This is a genomic window from Amycolatopsis sp. cmx-11-12 (assembly GCF_046269425.1).
GTDB lineage: Bacteria > Actinomycetota > Actinomycetes > Mycobacteriales > Pseudonocardiaceae > Amycolatopsis.
The window spans coordinates 33,621-50,602 of sequence record NZ_JADNQM010000010.1 but is presented as its reverse complement, the minus strand read 5'-3'; the positions used below and the strand labels follow the sequence as shown (position 1 = coordinate 50,602).

At 69.9% G+C, this 16,982-nt stretch carries 12 protein-coding genes; 8 read left to right on the top strand and 4 right to left on the bottom strand.

Annotation, left to right across the window (positions count from 1 at the left end):
• The first annotated feature begins 43 nt into the window (after nucleotides 1-43).
• Nucleotides 44-1,237, top strand: a complete 1,194-nt coding sequence (locus ACLARN_RS16055) for an ABC transporter permease (protein ID WP_409492196.1) — start codon at nucleotides 44-46, stop codon at nucleotides 1,235-1,237.
• Nucleotides 1,238-1,442: 205 nt separating this feature from the next.
• Here ACLARN_RS16055 and ACLARN_RS16050 read toward each other — a convergent pair whose 3' ends face one another.
• Entirely contained in the window at nucleotides 1,443-1,715 is a 273-nt protein-coding gene (locus ACLARN_RS16050; protein ID WP_409492195.1) for a hypothetical protein, read from the bottom strand.
• A gap of 369 nt (nucleotides 1,716-2,084) precedes the next feature.
• Between ACLARN_RS16050 and ACLARN_RS16045 the strand changes: the two genes are divergently transcribed.
• On the top strand, nucleotides 2,085-2,765 hold the full coding sequence (locus ACLARN_RS16045; RefSeq protein ID WP_409492194.1) for an alpha/beta fold hydrolase: 681 nt from the start codon (nucleotides 2,085-2,087) through the stop codon (nucleotides 2,763-2,765).
• Nucleotides 2,766-3,255: 490 nt separating this feature from the next.
• Here ACLARN_RS16045 and ACLARN_RS16040 read toward each other — a convergent pair whose 3' ends face one another.
• Nucleotides 3,256-4,314, bottom strand: a complete 1,059-nt coding sequence (locus tag ACLARN_RS16040) for a helix-turn-helix transcriptional regulator (protein ID WP_409492193.1) — start codon at nucleotides 4,312-4,314, stop codon at nucleotides 3,256-3,258.
• Nucleotides 4,315-4,378: 64 nt separating this feature from the next.
• On the opposite strand from ACLARN_RS16040, the gene ACLARN_RS16035 reads away from it, so the two are divergent.
• Entirely contained in the window at nucleotides 4,379-5,173 is a 795-nt protein-coding gene (locus ACLARN_RS16035) for a nuclear transport factor 2 family protein (RefSeq protein ID WP_409492192.1), read from the top strand.
• 438 nt (nucleotides 5,174-5,611) lie between these two features.
• Here the strand turns inward: ACLARN_RS16035 and ACLARN_RS16030 are convergent, their stop codons facing one another.
• A complete protein-coding gene (locus tag ACLARN_RS16030; protein WP_409492401.1) occupies nucleotides 5,612-6,595 on the bottom strand; it encodes a GlxA family transcriptional regulator in 984 nt (327 codons plus the stop codon).
• 205 nt (nucleotides 6,596-6,800) lie between these two features.
• Between ACLARN_RS16030 and ACLARN_RS16025 the strand changes: the two genes are divergently transcribed.
• Nucleotides 6,801-7,730, top strand: coding sequence for an NADP-dependent oxidoreductase (locus tag ACLARN_RS16025; protein WP_409492400.1), 930 nt, complete (start codon nucleotides 6,801-6,803; stop codon nucleotides 7,728-7,730).
• Between the two features lie 136 nt (nucleotides 7,731-7,866).
• Nucleotides 7,867-8,034, top strand: coding sequence for a hypothetical protein (locus ACLARN_RS16020; protein WP_409492191.1), 168 nt, complete (start codon nucleotides 7,867-7,869; stop codon nucleotides 8,032-8,034).
• An 88-nt stretch (nucleotides 8,035-8,122) separates the two neighbouring features.
• Here the strand turns inward: ACLARN_RS16020 and ACLARN_RS16015 are convergent, their stop codons facing one another.
• Nucleotides 8,123-8,587 carry a VOC family protein gene (locus ACLARN_RS16015; protein WP_409492190.1) on the bottom strand — a complete coding sequence of 155 codons (465 nt, stop codon included), beginning with the start codon at nucleotides 8,585-8,587 and terminating at the stop codon, nucleotides 8,123-8,125.
• 251 nt (nucleotides 8,588-8,838) lie between these two features.
• Here ACLARN_RS16015 and ACLARN_RS16010 point away from each other — a divergent pair, with 251 nt between their 5' ends.
• From ACLARN_RS16010 to ACLARN_RS16000, 3 genes are all read left to right on the top strand, one after another.
• On the top strand, nucleotides 8,839-9,312 hold the full coding sequence (locus tag ACLARN_RS16010; RefSeq protein WP_409492189.1) for a GNAT family N-acetyltransferase: 474 nt from the start codon (nucleotides 8,839-8,841) through the stop codon (nucleotides 9,310-9,312).
• A gap of 636 nt (nucleotides 9,313-9,948) precedes the next feature.
• Complete coding sequence (locus ACLARN_RS16005; protein WP_409492188.1) at nucleotides 9,949-13,374, top strand: beta-ketoacyl synthase N-terminal-like domain-containing protein; 3,426 nt, start codon at nucleotides 9,949-9,951, stop codon at nucleotides 13,372-13,374.
• Between the two features lie 142 nt (nucleotides 13,375-13,516).
• Complete coding sequence (locus tag ACLARN_RS16000; protein ID WP_409492187.1) at nucleotides 13,517-16,972, top strand: amino acid adenylation domain-containing protein; 3,456 nt, start codon at nucleotides 13,517-13,519, stop codon at nucleotides 16,970-16,972.
• Nucleotides 16,973-16,982: the final 10 nt, after the last annotated feature.

Genomic DNA, 16,982 nt, shown 5'->3' with positions numbered 1-16,982 from the left:
GCCTGCCCAGCCAGATCCGGCTGCGTGACGGGGCGGTGGTGTGATGCTGTCGCCAGCGCGCCTTCGCCCGCGTGACGTCCTCCGTGTCGGAGGCGCCGGCCTGCGGACCCGCCCACTGCGGGTTTTCCTTTCCGCGCTGGGCATCGCGATCGGGATCGCCGCGATGATCGCGGTGGTGGGGGTGTCGTCGTCGAGCCGCGCCGAGCTGGACCGGCAACTCGCCGCGCTCGGCACGAACCTGCTCACCGTCGCGCCCGGCAACACGATGACGGGCGGCACCTCCACACTGCCGACCGAGTCCGTCGACATGATCCGCCGCATCGAGCCGGTACAGGAAGTGGCGGCGCTCGGCGAGGTGCCGGACACGAAGGTGTACCGCACGGACCGGATCCCGGAGGTCGAGACCAGGGGCCTGTCGGTTCAGGCCGCACACCTCGACCTGCCGGAGACAGTGGGCGTGACGGTGGCCGACGGCGCGTGGCTGAACGCGGCCACTGCCGAATACCCGGCCGTGGTGCTCGGCTCGCAGGCCGCGTCGCTGCTCGGCGTCGTCTCGGCACGCGAGGGTGTCCAGGTCCATCTCGGTGGCCAGTGGTTCACCGTGGTCGGCATTCTCGACACGGCACTGCTCGCGCCCAAGCTGGACACCGCCGCACTGGTCGGCTGGCCGGCCGCGGAGTCCTATTTGGACTTCGATGGTCACCCGACGACCGTCTACACGCGAGCGTCCGACGCGTCCGTCGAAGCGATGCGCGGCGTGCTCGCCGCGACCGCGAACCCCCAGGCACCCAACGAGGTTCGGGTCTCCCGCCCGTCCGACGCGCTGGCCGCCCGCCAGGCGGCCGACCGCGCGTTCACGGGTTTGCTGCTGGGACTCGGTGCGGTGGCGCTGCTGGTCGGCGGGGTCGGGGTGGCCAACACGATGGTGATCTCCGTGCTGGAGCGGCGTGCCGAGATCGGCCTGCGCCGCTCACTCGGCGCCACCCGCGGCCAGGTGCGGCTCCAGTTCGTGGCCGAATCACTGCTGCTGTCCGCGCTCGGCGGTATCGGCGGGGTGCTGCTCGGCGTCGCGGCCACTGGCGGCTACGCGGCAACCCAGAACTGGCCGACCGTAGTGCCGGCGTGGGCGATGCTCGGCGGCGTCGCCGCGACGCTGGTGATCGGCGCCATCGCCGGCCTCTACCCGGCCATCCGCGCCGCCCGCCTGCCACCGACCGAGGCCCTCGCAACGCCATGAACCATTCCGGCGCCGGTGGCCGGGGTTACGGACCAGCCACCGGCGCATCAGTTGATCTGCCGTACTCGTCGCAACTTTCCAAGCCCAAACGCACGCCCGTGTTGGGGCGGAGAAACTGCTGAATGCGTCAGGCGCGATCAGCATCCACCATCGTCACCACCGGGCGATCGTGGACCACGGCTGACTCGGTCACATCAACGAAGTGTCAACATTGGCTCACTGGATACGGCTCACCTTCGAAGAAAATCTGTGTGATGGCGGCATTGATGTGGCAGTCGTGTAGGTATGGGCGTTGCTGCATGTACGCCACAGCGGCGGCTGTGAGGGTTACCGCGGCCTTGCCTTTACGGGTAATGCCCGATGGCTCGTCCAGGCTGAGGAGCCATTCGGCGTTGTGCTCACCCACCTGGGCCACGTAGGTCCGCGGATCATTTCGGGCCAGGTAGGCCGCGTTCCTGGAACGTTCCGGCCCGCGCATGCGTCCTCCTGCAGATCGTTCACGAAACCCATCATGTTGCGGGCGGGACGGCTAGCTGCGACCCGGTCCCTGATAGCCAGCGTCCCACGATGAGCGGCCATCGGGCCAACTTTTCGGGAACCCTCCGGCGTTACGCACGATCTCGTCTGCCGATCTGCTGGCGGCGACCGGGTTCTCGGGCGGTTCTCACGCAGCGGGTTACGACGCAGCTTCCTCTCATTCCGCATCTCGCGCGCTCATGCCGATGAGCGAGCGTCACAGAATTTGAGGTTCGCGGCGGCAAGAGATGCTGGGTGTCATGCCGTCCGAATGCGTGTGAGCCAGCGTGTCTATCATGATCACTGGCCCGCGCCGGAAGGAGATCCACCCGTGACCACTTATCTGCTGGTACCCGGCGCCTGGCACGGCGGCTGGTGGTACGACCCCGTAGTCCCCGCTCTCAAGGAGGCCGGGCACACCGTCATCGCGCTCACTCCCTTGGGCCTGGATCCGGACGCGAACCCGCCACCACAGGTGATCACCCTGGACGACCATGTGCACCAGGCCATCCAGGCACTGCGGGCAGTTCCGGCGGAGGCGGACGGCACGCGCGATGCGGTCCTCGTCGGCCATAGCTACGGCGGAAGCATCATCAGCGGTGTCGCGGACGCCGAATGCGACCGAATCCGAGCACTGGTCTACTTGGACGCTCTGATGCCCGAAAATGGGGATTCCAGCTGGTCGATGACCAACGACGAGGAACATGGCTGGTACGTCGACGGGTCGGCCCGTACCGGAGCTTTCGTTGACCCCTTGCCGTTTTTCGATAAGCGTGCACGCCCGCACCCGCTGGCCACACTGATGCAAGCCTCAAAACTCACGGGGGCGTGGCGCCGCGTACCTGTCAAGCACTATGTCGAAGCAACAGCGTGGCCTGGCGAATCCCCGCTCGCGGCGATGACGGCGAAAGCACGCGCCGACGAACAGGTCACAGTGCATGCCTGGGACACCACACACAACTTCATGCACAACGCTTCAGAGCTGGTCCTGAAGCTCATCATCGACCTCTAGATGAGTGATTCCGTGAAGATCGCGTGAAGTGCAACCCCGCGGGAATCCTTCCCTTGGCTGTCCATAAAGGACACTAGCTGTGTCGAATTGGTCGATTGATCATCGACTGCCCGTGTTACCGGGTCTGCGAGGCCTCCTCAAGGACGCGAACCAAAGTCGTGAAGGCCTCCTTGCCTACCTTGAGGGTAGGCAAGGAGGCCTTCACGACCTTGGCGATACGGACGTGTGGCATCTAATCGGACGATTTGACTCGCAAAGCGTCCTCTATGGGCAGTCACAGTGCCTCGCTGAGCTTCACGTGATTTTCACGGAATCAACCGTCTAGCCGGGGCCCCTGCGCGCAGGGGCCCCGACCTTCGGTGCAGACCACACGCGGGACGCGGTCCCCGAGGGCTTGGTGAGGTCGGACAGCTGGCCGGTCAGCTCACGGTCGGGTGTCCCGCCGACCACGTGCCACCGAACGTCTTCTTCTGCCGCGGAGCGGGCCTGGTCATTGAACGTCCGCAGCTCTAGCCCGACCAAGTTGGTCGACGGAGCGGCGTCGGGGCTGGCGGGGACTCGTGACCGGGGCGTTTGTGGACTCGTAGACGTGATTCATCGCTCGTAGGGTGCGGATGATGTGGGCGCGCAGGTTTTCGGGTGCGAGGACTTCGGCGTCGGCGCCGAGTTTGAGCAGTTCGGGGAGGGCTGCTTCGACCGACTCGATGGGGATGGTGATCTGGGTCCAGCCTTGCGGGTCCGGCCCTGTCGAGGTCTGCCGGGCGGCGTGGACCACGGCCGGTTCCACCAGGTAGGGCATCAGGTCAAGGCCGCGGGGGGAGACCCGCAGCGTTGCCTGGTGCTGGTGTCGGCGCTGGTCGAAGTGCTCAAGATAGTCGTGCCAGTAGCCGGCGAGAGTGAAGTCTTCGACGCGGTCGAAGGAATCGGGCAGAGCGTGCGCGTCGAGGATGCGGGAGATCCGGTAGGTGCGGAACTGGCCCGGGTGCCGGGCCACGAGGTACCAGTGGCCGGCTTTGAGGACAAGACCATACGGTTGGACGATCCGGGTGATCTCCTGCGGTTTCGTCCAGCGCAGGTAGCGGATCTGCAGAGTGTGCTGATTCCACACGGCGTCGGCGACCACAGCCAGGTGGGGCGTGGGATCGCCTTCGTGGTACCACGAAGGCGCGTCGAGGTGGAACCGGTCAGCGACGCGGTTGGCGCGATCACGCAACTCGGCGGGCAGCGCGGCGGTGAGCTTGAGCCGCGCACTGGTCACCGCGGTCGCCAGGCCCAGCTGGGCGGCCGCCGCGGGCAAACCGGTCAGAAACAACATCTGGGCTTCGCTGGCGGTCAGACCGGTCAACCGGGTTCGGTAGCCCTCCAGCAAGCGGTAACCACCCTCGTTGCCGGGTTCGCCGTAGATCGGTACACCTGACGCGTTCAGCGCTTCCACGTCCCGATAGATGGTCCGTACAGAGACCTCCAGGGTGTCGGCCAGCTGCTGGGCGGTCATCCGGTCCCGTGTCTGCAGCAGCAACAGCAGGGACACCAGGCGGCTGGCGCGCATGACCCGAATTGTGCCCTGCCCCACTGACAGAAGATGTCAGGGAAGGCTGGCTAGCGTTTCGGCCATGACCAGCACCACCGACATCGAGACGTTCGTCAGCCGCTACGCCGCCGTGTGGAACGAGCCCGACCCCGCTCGGCGCAGTGCGGCCATCGCCGCACTGTGGGGCGAGGACGGGGTCGAGTTCATCAGTTCCGCCGACTACCGCGGGCATGACGCTATCCAGGCCCGCGTCGCCGATGCGCACGAACAGTTCGTCGCGACCGGCGGATTCCGTTTCGTGGCGGCGAACGACGCCCTACACCACCACGATGCCGTCACCTTCACCGTGCACATGGTTCCCGCCGTCGGCGGTGAACCCGTGTGGACCGGCGTCGTGTTCGCCCTGCTCGGCGAGGACGGGCGGATGCAGCGTGACTACCAGTTCACGGGCGCCGAGGCGGCCACCCGCGCCGTCGTGACGGAGTTCCTTGCCCGCCTGGCCGAGGGGAAGCCGGAGCAGATCGCCGAGCTGTTCGCCGATGCCGTCGACTGGCAATTGGACTGGCCCGCCGAAGGGCACCCGGCTGTGCCATGGATCAGGCCTCGCTCGACTCGCGCCGAGGTGGCCGACCACTTCCGCGCGCTCGACACGTTCCACGTGCCTGAAAAGCGTGGCGGGGTCGCGCCCCGGATCCTCGTCGACGGCCCGGACGCCGTGGTGCTCGGCGAGATCCGCCAGACCGTGAAGGCCACCGGTAGTGCCTACATCGCCCGCTGCGCGCTGCACCTCACCATCGACAATGGCCTGATCGCTCGATACCACGTCTACGAGGACAGTCTCACCGTGGCGCAGGCGCTCTCCGGCAGCGACCTGTAAGCCACCGCCATCGCCGGGGCCCGTGCCCGGCGATGGCCAAACGCCCGTTACGAGCCCAAGGAACAGAGTTCGTTCACCGTTGAACATCCGCTCATGCCGCCGAGCGGGCACGTTCGTCAAACTTCCGCTTCTGCCGATGTGCGAATGCTTGTGATGGCTTGACGGCCAGCCAGAACAGGCGGTCGGTGGGATCGTATGAGCCCGCGAACCGGAGGGTGGTCGCGGTCGAGCCAGCATGGGGGATGATCCAGCAACGCCCGACTGGGGCCAGGCAGGCAGTGCGAGCCGTCGCCGAGCTGCGTCGGGTGTCGCGGCGGCAGGTGGTGCTGGCCTGGGATCAGCCGGTGTTCGCGTTGTGTCGGCGCGCGGAGAGAAGTGTTCAGGCACGGACAGGCGAACGTGCTCAGCCGGTCGGTGTTGCGGGTGCTGAGCTTGGTTTTACCTGGTCGCGTCCGGAGCCGGGTCCGACGCGCGGAAGGTGCGCCGGTAGGTCGACGGAGCGACCCCCGCCTCTGCCGCCAGGTGTCGACGAAGCGAGGTGGCGGTGGCGAAGCCGACCTCGTGGGCGACTCGATCCACCGGGAGGTCGCTGGACTCCAGCAGGTGCCGCGCCCGCCGCAGCCGGTGCTGGGTCAGCCAGCGACCGGGACTCATGCCGGTCTCCTCTCGGAAGCGCCGGGCGAAGGTACGGGTGCTCATCGCCGCGTGGGTGGCCAGTTCGTCCAGCGACAGCGGCGATTCGAGGCGCTGCAGTGCCCAGTCACGCGTCGGCCCGGTGCCGGACGTGCTCGCCGACGGCACGGGCTTTTCGATGTACTGCGCCTGACCACCGTCCCGGTACGGTGGCATGACGCACTGGCGGGCGACCTGGTTGGCCACCTCGCTGCCGTGGTCCTGGCGCACCAGATGCAGGCAGACGTCGACCCCGCTCGCCGCCCCGGCTGAGGTCAGCACGTCGCCGTGGTCGACGAACAGCACGCCGGCATCGAGCTCGACTTCCGGGAACAGTTCCCGGAAGTAGTCGGCCAGCGCCCAGTGGGTGGTGGCCCGCCGCCCGTCCAGCAGACCAACCGCGGCCAGCAGGAAGGCACCGGTGCAGATGGACACCAAACGGGTGCCAGGGCGCACGCGGGACAGGGCTGCGACGGCCCGCGGGTCCGGGGAGGCGGCCGAGGCCGGGAAGATCGCGTACGGCGGGATGACGAGGGTGTCCGCCTCGGGCAGTACCTCGGGACCGTGTCCGGGGGTGACGGTCAGGTCCGCGTCGGTGCGTACGGGCTGTCCGTCCACGCTCGCGGACAGTACCTCGTAGCGGCCACCGGCTGATCCCAGAACTCGGTGCGGGATGCCGAGTTCGAAGGGGTAGACGCCGTCGAGGACAAGGACGACGACCTTGTGTGCGTCCGGTCGCGGGCGGCGCATCCGGCGGTCGAGTTCGGTCGCGCGGTCGGCGAGGTCACGGGCCTGGGACGACGCGGCGCGAGGGACGGCAGAGTCGGAGGACATGGCAAGAACATATCGGAAGATGACCTTCTTGCCATCGTCGCGGATCGGGGCGTCCGGCCAGGATGACCACATGACCTCGACCGAAACCGCTGAACACCCCGGCTCCACGGGCACCCCGGTGATGCTCGCCTTGCGCCAAACCGCCCTTGGCGGCCCCGACGTCCTGCGGCTGACCGAGTTGGCGCGGCCCGCGCCCGGCCCGGGAGAGATCCTTGTCGCCGTGCACGCGGCCGGACTCAACCCCACGGACTTCAAACACCGCGCTCACCACATTTTCCTGCCGCCACCGCCGATGACCCTGGGGTGGGACGTCTCCGGCACCGTGGTGGAGACCGGCGTCGGCGTCACCCTGTTCCGGTCCGGTGACGAGGTGTTCGGCATGCTGCCTTACCCCTACGGCGCCGGTTCCCACGCGGAGTACGTGACCGGTCCCACCCGCGCCTTCGCGGCCAAGCCCGCCGGGATCGACCACGTCCAGGCGGCCGCTTTGCCGCTGGCCGCGCTCACCGCCTGGCAGGCTCTCGTCGACACCGCGGACCTGCGGGCGGGGCAACGGGTGCTGATCCACGCCGCGGCCGGCGGTGTCGGTCATCTCGCGGTGCAGATCGCCAAGGAGCGCGGCGCGCATGTCACCGGGACCGCGAGTGCCGCCAAACATGACTTCCTGCGCGAGATCGGCGTGGATGCCTGCATCGACTACCGCACTGAGGACTTCACCGACACCGAACAGCGGTACGACGTCGTCCTCGACGCCCTCGGCGGGGCAACCGCGACCCGTTCGGTGGGCGTGCTCCGTCCCGGTGGGATCCTGGTGTCCCTGGCTCCGTACGCCGAAGACACCCAGGCCGCCGCGGAGAAGGCGCAGGTCCGCGCCGTCACCCTGCTCGTTGAGCACGACCAGGCCGGAATCCGCGCTGTCGCCGGACTTGCTGACCAGGGAAAGCTCCGCGCCTACGTCTCCGGCACCTTCCCCCTCGCCGAAGGCGCCCGAGCCCACGCCCTGGGAGAGACCGGCCACACCACAGGCAAACTAGTCATCACCGTGCGCTGACCCCGGTGGCTCGGCCATCGCCCGATTCCGCGTCACGGTCAGCATCGTCCATAGTGGACTAGTGAGGCCTATCGCCATCTGAGCGCGTTCTCCTTTACGGGGGTGAGCACATTCAGGCGTACGCCGACACGCTGCGATGTCCGGCATCGCGCTGCTCGACCAACAGGCGCTGGAGCCCGCGCCGGAACGGCTGCGGTCCGATCTGACCACTGGCCGTCGGCATCGCCGGCACACTGATCTGCTGGCCATGGACAGTATGGACCTGGGCTCATACCGGCTGCTGGTTGGTGCGGCGCCCCGATGATCATCCAGAGGCTCGCCGGCCAGAACCAACGCACTCTTCTGCCGCGGACCAAGCGTCCGAGTGCACGTGCGGATGGTCGACGTGACCGTCACAGTCCGGCGGTTGGATCGTCGAGGTCGAGCGCCGGCATCGCCGCTGTGTCCTGGGCCCAGGTGTCGCGGAACCCCGGCTGGACCGCGAGGTCCACCAATTCGATCCGGGCTCCGATGCTGTCGAGACGGTGGTAGGTGAAGGAGCGACCGTAAGGGCACGAGTCGAACTCGATCGGTGCGCCTCGAGTCACCAGGCGCTGTTTGTCCGCCGTGACGTCCTTGGACCAGTATCCGATGTGGTCGAAGCGGGAACCTTCGGTCGCATCCCACGGACTGCCGACGGGGCCCTGAATCACCTCGAAGAACGGCGGTCCCTTGACGGAGAACACGATGCTGTAGTCCCAGTCCCCGAGGGTGCCCGCGCGGACTGGACTCCAGGTCACGCCCAGAGTGCGGGTGAGGTCCTCGGTCGCCCGTCCGATGTCCTGAACGACGAAGCACAGGTGGTAGAAGGAATTCACCCGTCCTGTCTACCAACTCCGCGATGTGCGTGGCCGCCTGACCGAGACGCCGTGACATGTCCGGTCATGCCGCGAGGCGGTCGATACGCAGCGACCAGACTCGCGGTCATGCCGGTGTGCGAATGCTTGTGAGGCCTGGGGATGGACGAGTTGCTCGTTCTCGCCGTGTCACCTCGTACGGCCTCGTCGGTACGGACGAGGGAACGCGAAATTCGGCGCGGAGATCGGCAGGGATCTGGATAATCACGATCATGGACCAGGTGCGACTGCGTGCGGCTGAACCTCACGAAGCGGACGACATCACGGCGTTGGCGCGTCGGTCGAAGGCATATTGGGGTTACGAGCAGGAGTTTCTCGACCGCGTTCGTGACCTGTTGACCGTGCGACCGGAACAGATCCGTGGTGAACAGGTCATCGTCGCCGAACGCGGGGAGAGGTTGCTTGGGTACTACCAGCTTGGCGGTACGCCGCCGGGCGGTGAGTTGGCAGATCTGTTCGTCGAGCCCGACGCGATCGGTACCGGGCTGGGACGCAGGCTGTGGGACCATGCGACCAGTGCGGCCAGGAAACGCGGCTTCCGCAAGCTGGAGCTGGAGTCCGATCCCCACGCTGAGCCGTTCTATCTGCACATGGGCGCCCAACGCGTGGGTGAACGTGAAGTCGCCCCCGGACGCCTGCTGCCCATCATGAGAATCATTCTTGCCGACGGTGCCCAAGCGCACTGACCAAACGCCCGCTCATGCCGCATAGTGCGCGGTTCGAAACGGTCACGGCGAGTCAGAACCTAGAGGTCGCCGAAGGCCCGGTGATGGTGGTCCGGTCGAAGCGTGCCCCTGGCGTCACGGCAACGTGACCGACCCGACGAGTCCTGGACAAGTATATGCCGATTGTAACTTTACGACGGACGTAAGTTTCTCTCGGATGCCGCGATCGGGCTCCGGGAAATCCCGCGCGATCGGGAATCGTATTTCTGAATCGATTTCGGTGAATTTGCTGCCGGTTGTTCGTAAACGTATTCGTCGACACAGTGTCGGTTAATATCCGACGCATTACTAAATGTAGTCAATCGAGTGTCGATGGTGGCCGAAAAGTCGGGCGCAAAATGCGGACCAGGTCGCGGATTGGGCTGGAAGACGTGGATATCTGCAACGTATGGTCCAAGATCGTAGGCCATTCGGACTAAATCAACGAAATTCGTATTCCTCGGCGCGGCTGATCGTCTTAACCTTGCGTAATTCTTCACCTGCACGGTTACTGGGGAGCAAGATGAAGTTCACACCGTTGTTGTGGCGCGCCCGAAAAACCTCGGAGCGACTGCTCGACGCCCGATGACACAAGCCGGCTGCGTCAGCCGATTCGACATGCACGCCCGGCAATCGCCCGACCGGATCGCGGTCTTCGAGCACGGCACAGGGCTCACCTACGCCCGGCTCGCCGGGCTCGCGGGCGGCCGCGCGCTGCGGTTGCGCGACGCCGGTGTCCGGCCGGGGGAGCGGGTCGGGCTCGTCACCGGGCACGGCAGCGCCGCGATCGCGGCGATCCTCGGCACCCTCGCCGCGGACTGCACCTACGTCCCGCTGGACCCGACCTTCCCCCGGGAGCGTCTCGAGTACCAGCTCGCGGCCGCGCGGGTGACCGCCGTGCTCGCGGATCCGGAGTATGTCGAACTGGCGGAGTTCTTGTGTCGCACGGGATCCGCGCGGCTCGTGCGCTCGGGTACGGAGACCGCGCCGCTCCCGGTGCCCGAGTCCGATCCGGACAGTCCGGCGTACGTGCTGTTCACCTCCGGATCCACCGGCCTGCCGAAGGCCGTCGCACAGACCCACCCCAACCTCCTGCACGTCGTCGACAACCAGATCGCCGCGCTCGGCATCACCGCGGCCGACCGGCTCAGCCTGCTCGCGTCGTTCGGCTTCGACGCGGCGATCCCGGACCTCTACCCGGCACTGCTCAGCGGCGCCGCGCTCGTGCCGATCGACCTGCGCGCGCACGGCCTCGCCCACGCCGCGCGCGAACTGGCCCGGCACGAGGTGACCGTCTACCACTCGACGCCCACGGTCTACCGGCACCTGCTCGACGTCCTCGGCGAGACCGGCCTCCCGTCCGTGCGGACCGTGCTGCTCGGCGGCGAGCAGGCGACCCACGCCGACGTCCGCCGCGGCCGGTTCGCGCCGGAGTGCGTGTTCGTCAACGGTTACGGCGCCACCGAGGTGACTTTCGCCGCGCAGTACCGGACGACCGCCGCCGAGCTGGGCCAGGACGCCGACGGGCCGCTGCCGATCGGGCGCGCGCTGCCCGGGTTCACCCTCACCGTGCTGGACAGCGGCGAACTCGAAGTGCACGGGCGACACCTCGTCGACGGCTACCTCGACCAGCCGAGCCCGGCGTTCGGGGTGACAGCCGACGGCGGCCGTCGCTACCGGACCGGCGACCTCGGCAGGCTGCTACCGGACGGGAACTTCGTCTGCCTCGGCAGGCTCGACCGGCAGGTCAAAGTCCGCGGCTTCCGGGTGGAACTGACCGAGATCGAGGCCAGGCTCGCCGAACAGCCCGGCGTGGCCGAAGCCCGCGCGATCGTGCGTGACGGCGACCTGCTCGCCTACGTGACCGCGGCCGGCCCGCGTCCGGACGGCCGGGTGCTGCGGGCCGCGCTGGCGGACGTCCTGCCCGGCTACTCGGTCCCCGCGGCCGTCGCGGTGCTGGACGGTTTTCCGCTGACCGTCACCGGAAAACTCGACGAACGGGCGCTGCCGGACCCGCGGGCGGCCGCGACCGTCCCAACCGAGCGGCTGACCCCGGCCGAGGAACGCGTGCACCGGATCTGGTGCGCGGTGCTGGGCCGTGACCGGGTCGGGCGTACCGAGGCGTTCTTCGACGCCGGCGGCGACTCGCTGCGGCTCGGCCGGGTGCAGGTGCGGCTGGCCGACGAGTTCGGGGTGGACGTTCCGCTGCTCGCGCTGTTCGAGCGCACGACGATCGCCGGGCAGGCTGCCTGGCTCACGGAGTCCACTTCGGACACTCCTCCGCCGGTCACCGCGGAGGAGCCGGCCGGGGATCTCATCGCCGTCGTCGGGCTGGCCTGCCGGTTCCCCGGCGCGCCGGACGCCGCCTCGTTCTGGTGGAACCTCTGCGCGGGCGTCGACTCGATCCACGACTACACCGACGACGAGCTGGCGGCGCTGGGTGTCGGGCCGGGCCTGCGGGCCGACCCGGCGTACGTGCGGGCGGGTGGCCGGATCGAGGGTGTCGAGGAGTTCGACGCCGGGTTCTTCGGGTTCACCGCCGACGAGGCCGCGCGAACCGACCCGCAACACCGGCTGTTCCTCGAAGCGGCGTGGCAGGCACTGGAGGACGCGGGACGCGACCCCGCCGCCGAGACCGGGCCCGTCGGGGTGTTCACGGCCGCCTCGGTGAACCGCTACTTCCTGTTCCACCTGTTCGGCAACCCGGCGGTGACCGGCGACGTCGACCCGGACGACTGGGAGGGGCGGCTGACCGGCCGTCAGCTCGCCGACCACCTGCCAGGCCAGGTCGCCTACCGGCTCGGGCTGACCGGGCCGGCGGTGGCCGTGCAGAGCGCGTGCTCCAGCTCGCTCGCGGCGGTGGCACTGGCCGCGCAGAGCCTCGCGGACTACCGGTGCGACGTCGCGCTGGCCGGCGGGGCGAACGTGACGTGGCCGCGGTACCGCGGCGGCGGGCTCGCCTCACCGGACGGCCGGTGCCGTGCGTTCGACGCCGCCGCGGCGGGCGCCGGGTTCAGCTCGGGCGCCGGGGTGGTCGTGCTGCGGCGGCTGGCGGACGCACTCGCCGACCGCGACCACGTCTACGCCGTGCTGCCCGGCTGGGCGATCACGAACGACGGCCCGGACCGCGCGGGCTACGCAGTGCCGGGACCGGCCGGGCAGGCGGCCGCGGTGGCCGAGGCGCTGGCCGTCGCGGAGGTCGCCCCGAACGAGGTCGCGCTGCTCGAAGCCCACGGCAGCGGCACCCCGCTCGGCGACGCGATCGAGGTGGCCGCGCTCAACCGCGTCTACCGGGACGCGCCGCCGGAAACGTGCGCGCTGGGCTCGGTGAAGACGAACATCGGGCACCTCGACGCGGCGGCGGGCATCGCCGGGCTGATCAAGGCCGTGTTGTCGGTGCGGCACGGCGTCATTCCGCCGAGCCTGCACTTCACGGTCCCGCACCCGGAGGTCGACCTGGCGGGCGGCCCTTGGTACGTCCCGGCGAAGGCCACCGACTGGCCCGCCCGCGAGCGGCGGGTGGCCGGGGTCAGCTCGTTCGGCATGGGCGGCACGAACGTGCACGTGATCGTGGAGGAAGCCCCTGCCGTCCCACCACGGCAGGCGGGGAGTGGTCCGTCCGTACTGCCGGTGTCCGCGCGTGACGCGAAGGCGTTGCGAGAGGCGGTGTCCCTGCTGCGCGACCGGCTCGCCACAGACGCGCCGGACCTCGGGGACGTGGCGTACACGCTTTCGGTGCGGCGAGCGTTCGCGTGCCGGGCCGCCGTGGTGGCGGACTCGATCGCGTCGGCGGTCGCCGCGCTCGATGCGTTGCTGGCGAACGGAACCGCCGTCGAGGGCCCAGCCGGGGCGGAGCGAGACCTGGCCGCCCACTGGGCCGGAGGCGGCGAGATCGAATGGGTAGCGGACGGCGATCCCGGCCGCGTTCCCTTGCCGGGTTATCCGTTCCAGCGAGAGCGGTACTGGATCGACCCACCACCTCACCACACATCAGAGCCTGTTGGCGGAGCTGAAGATGGACCCGAAAAGCGACCAAACGCGTGAACCCGCCCCGGCCGAAGGCCCCGCTATCGCGGTGGCAGGGCGCCTTGCCCACATCCGTGACGTGCATGACCAGGCAGCGTCCTGCCGACGTCGATCGCGGACGCGGGTTCACCGACAGACACTCAGACCAGGAGACCTCTCGGTGACCGACACCTTGCCCGTCGTGGGAGGCCACGGACCGCCACTGTCCTATCCGGACACCACGATCACCGGGCTGATCCTCGCCCAGGCCGCGCGCACTCCTGATGCCGTCGCCGTCCGGCAGGGTGACGCCCGGCTCACCTACCGCGAACTGGTCGCGTCGGCGACCGGCGTCGCCCGGCTGCTGTGGGCCCGGGATGCCGGGCCCGGCACCCGCGTCGGCGTCTGCGCCGACCGGCGGCCGGAGCTGATCTCGACCGTCGTGGGCGTGCTGCTGTCCGGGGCCGCCTACGTGCCGCTCGAACCCGGCGGCCCGAAGGCGCGGCTGGCCGAAATCGCCGCGGACGCCGGGATCTCCCTCGTCGTCGGCAATCGCGCGCGGGCCGAATTCGGTGCCACGGAAGGCATCGAGACGCTCGACGTGCCCCCGCCCGCGGACGGGCCCGCCGAGTGTCCCGCCGGGCCGGACGACCTCGTCCACCTTCTCTACACCTCCGGCTCCACCGGCCGGCCCAAGGGCGTGCTGACCAGTCACCGCAACGTGGTCGCGTTCGTCACCGGGTTCGCCGCCGCCCTCGGGATCCGGCCCGGCGCCCGGGCGCTCGGCATCTCCTCGCCCGCCTTCGACGCCTTCACCATGGACGTGTTCGTCCCGCTGGCACACGGCGGATCGGTCCAGCTCGCCGGCGCCGCCGACCGGGCCGACCCCGAACGACTGCGGCGGTTCCTCGTCGAGCACGACGTCGAGTGGGGTTTCGTCACGCCGACGCTGCTGTCCATGGTGGACCCCGCGGCCGTTCCCGGCTGGCGCGTCATCGCCTGCGGTGGCGAGCCGGTGCCCGCGGACCTCGCCGCGCGCTGGCTGCCGGGCCGCCGGTTCTTCAACGCCTACGGCCCGACCGAGACCACCGTCGTGGTCGTCACCGACGAGGTCACCGGCATCCCCGCCGACCCGCTGCCGCTCGGCCGCCCGACGCCGAACCACCGGGCGTACGTCGTGGACGCCGAGCTGCGGCCGGTCGCGCCCGGCGAGATCGGCGAGCTGCTCATCGGCGGTCCTGGCCTCGCGCTCGGCTACCTCGGCAGCCCGGAGCTGACCGCCACGAAGTTCGTCGACGACCCGATCAGGCCGGGGGAGCTGCTCTACCGCACCGGCGATCTGGCCCGTGAGCTGCCCGACGGTCGTCTCGAGTTCGCCGGCCGCGTCGACCGCCAGGTGAAGGTCCGCGGCCAGCGGATCGAGCTGGGCGAGGTGGAGGCCGCGCTCAAGACTCACCCGGACGTCGACGACGCCGCCGTGACGGCGGTCCCCGGGCCGGGCGGCACCCGGCTGGTGGCCTTTCTGACACCGGCGTCCGCACCGTCCGATGTGGACGCACTCGGCCGGGACCGGCTCACCGCGGCGATGCGCCCGGCCGTGGTCCGGGTGCTCGACCGCCTGCCGGTCAACCCGGTCACCGGCAAGGTCGACCGCCCCGCGCTGCGCGACCTGGCCGAAGCGGCACTCGCGGGCCACCAGGAACTTGAGCCGCTCGGCACCCCGGCCGAACGCGCGGTCGCGGCCATCTGGCGGCGAGTGCTCGGCGACGGCGCGGGGACGGATTTCCTGGCCTCAGGCGGGAACTCGATCGCTGCGATGCGCCTGGTCGCGGCGCTGCGGGCGGAGCTGGCCGCGGACGTCGCCACGGAGGACGTCTTCGCAGGCGGCACTCTCGACGGGCTCACCCGGCGGGTCGCGGCCGCGTCGCCGCTGACCGGGCCGGGGCTGACCACCGGGCACGCGCCCGCGCTGTCCCCGCCGCAGCGGCGGCTGTGGTTCCTCGACCAGCTCGCCCCGGACGCCGCGCCGTACAACATCGCGATGGCGTTCCGGCTGACCGGCGCGCTGGACGTCGACGCGCTGCGCCACGCCTTGCGTGCGGTCACCGAGCGGCACGACGTGCTCCGCTGGCGGATCCGGGCCGTCGACGGCGCGCCGCTGGTGGATCGCCTGCCGCCGTCGGACGTTCCGCTGCCGGTGGCGCCGGTGACCGAGGACGGTCTGCGGGCCCGGCTGGCCGCCGACGCCGCGACGCCGGTGCGCCTCGACCGCGATGCTCCCTGGCGTGTGCGGCTCTACCGGCTCGGCGAGACGGAGCACGTGCTCGGATTGACGCTGCATCACGCGGTGTTCGACGGCTGGTCGCAGGACCTGCTTTGCGCCGACCTGTCGGCGGCCTACCGGGGCGAGCCGCTGCCGCCGCCGGTGGCGTCCTATGCGGACTACGCGGTGTGGCGGGCCGGACGCGACGAACGTCGGGAGGCTGTGGACGTCGCCTGGTGGACCGGACATCTCGCCGGTGCACCGGCCACAGTGGACATTCCGTGGGATCGGCCGCGCCCGGCCGTGCAGACCTACCGGGGCGCGAGCCTGCGTCAGTCCTTTCCGGACGGTGCCGGCGAGTCGGTCATGGCACTGGCCGCCCGCACCGGCACGACGCGTGCCGGGGTGCTGCTCGCCGCGTTCGGCCAGCTGCTGCGGCGGCTCACCGGCGCGGCCGACCACCTGGTCGCCACGGTCGTCGCGGACCGGCGGCTCGCCGAGTTCCAGGAGGTCGCGGGGTTCTTCGTGGACATCGTGCCGGTGCGGTTGCGGGCCGACGACGCCGCGGACTTCGCGACGCACGTCCGCGGCGGCGGTGCGGAACTCCTCGCCGCGACCTCACATCCGGCCGCGCCGGTCGAGCGGCTCGTCGAGGCGCTCGGCGTGCCCCGTGATCCCGCGCATGCTCCGCTCGTGCAGGTGATGTTCAACGTCCTGAACTTCACCGAGCCGCGGCTGGACCTGCCTGGCGTGCGGTCGGCGTGGCTGCCGGTGGACAAGCCGGGGTCGCCGTTCGACCTCACGGTGTACGTCCACGACGACGGCGTCGAACTGTTGTACAACCCGGACCTGTTCGACCATGCCCGGATGGCCGGGCTCGCCGAGGACTACGTCGCCCTGCTCGACGCGCTGGCCGCTGCTCCGGACGCGCCGGTCGGGACGACCGTGCCGGAGCTGCCGCGGGCGGGTGTCCGCACCGCCGCGCCGGACGCGACGACCCGCGCCCGGGAACGGCCGCCGTCGGTGGCCGCGGATCCGGCGGCGCTCGCCGCGACCGAGGCCGTGATCGCCCGCGCCTGGTGCGACGTCCTCGGCGTCGAAGAAGTCGGGCACACCGACAACTTCTTCGACGTGGGCGGACATTCGCTCGCCTTGGCCCGGGTGCACGCCCAGGTCACCGCCCGGCTCGGCCGCCGGATCCCGATGGTCGACCTGTTCAGCCATCCCACCGTCCGCGCCCTCGCCGCGCACTTGCACTCCGGCGGCGGCGCCAGCCCGGAGCTGGCCCGCGCCGCCGAGCGCGTCGCCGCCCGCCGCGCCCGCACCCAGACCAGAAGACCTCGTAGCACCGCCGGCCCAGCCGGCCTCGGATAGGAGCACCACC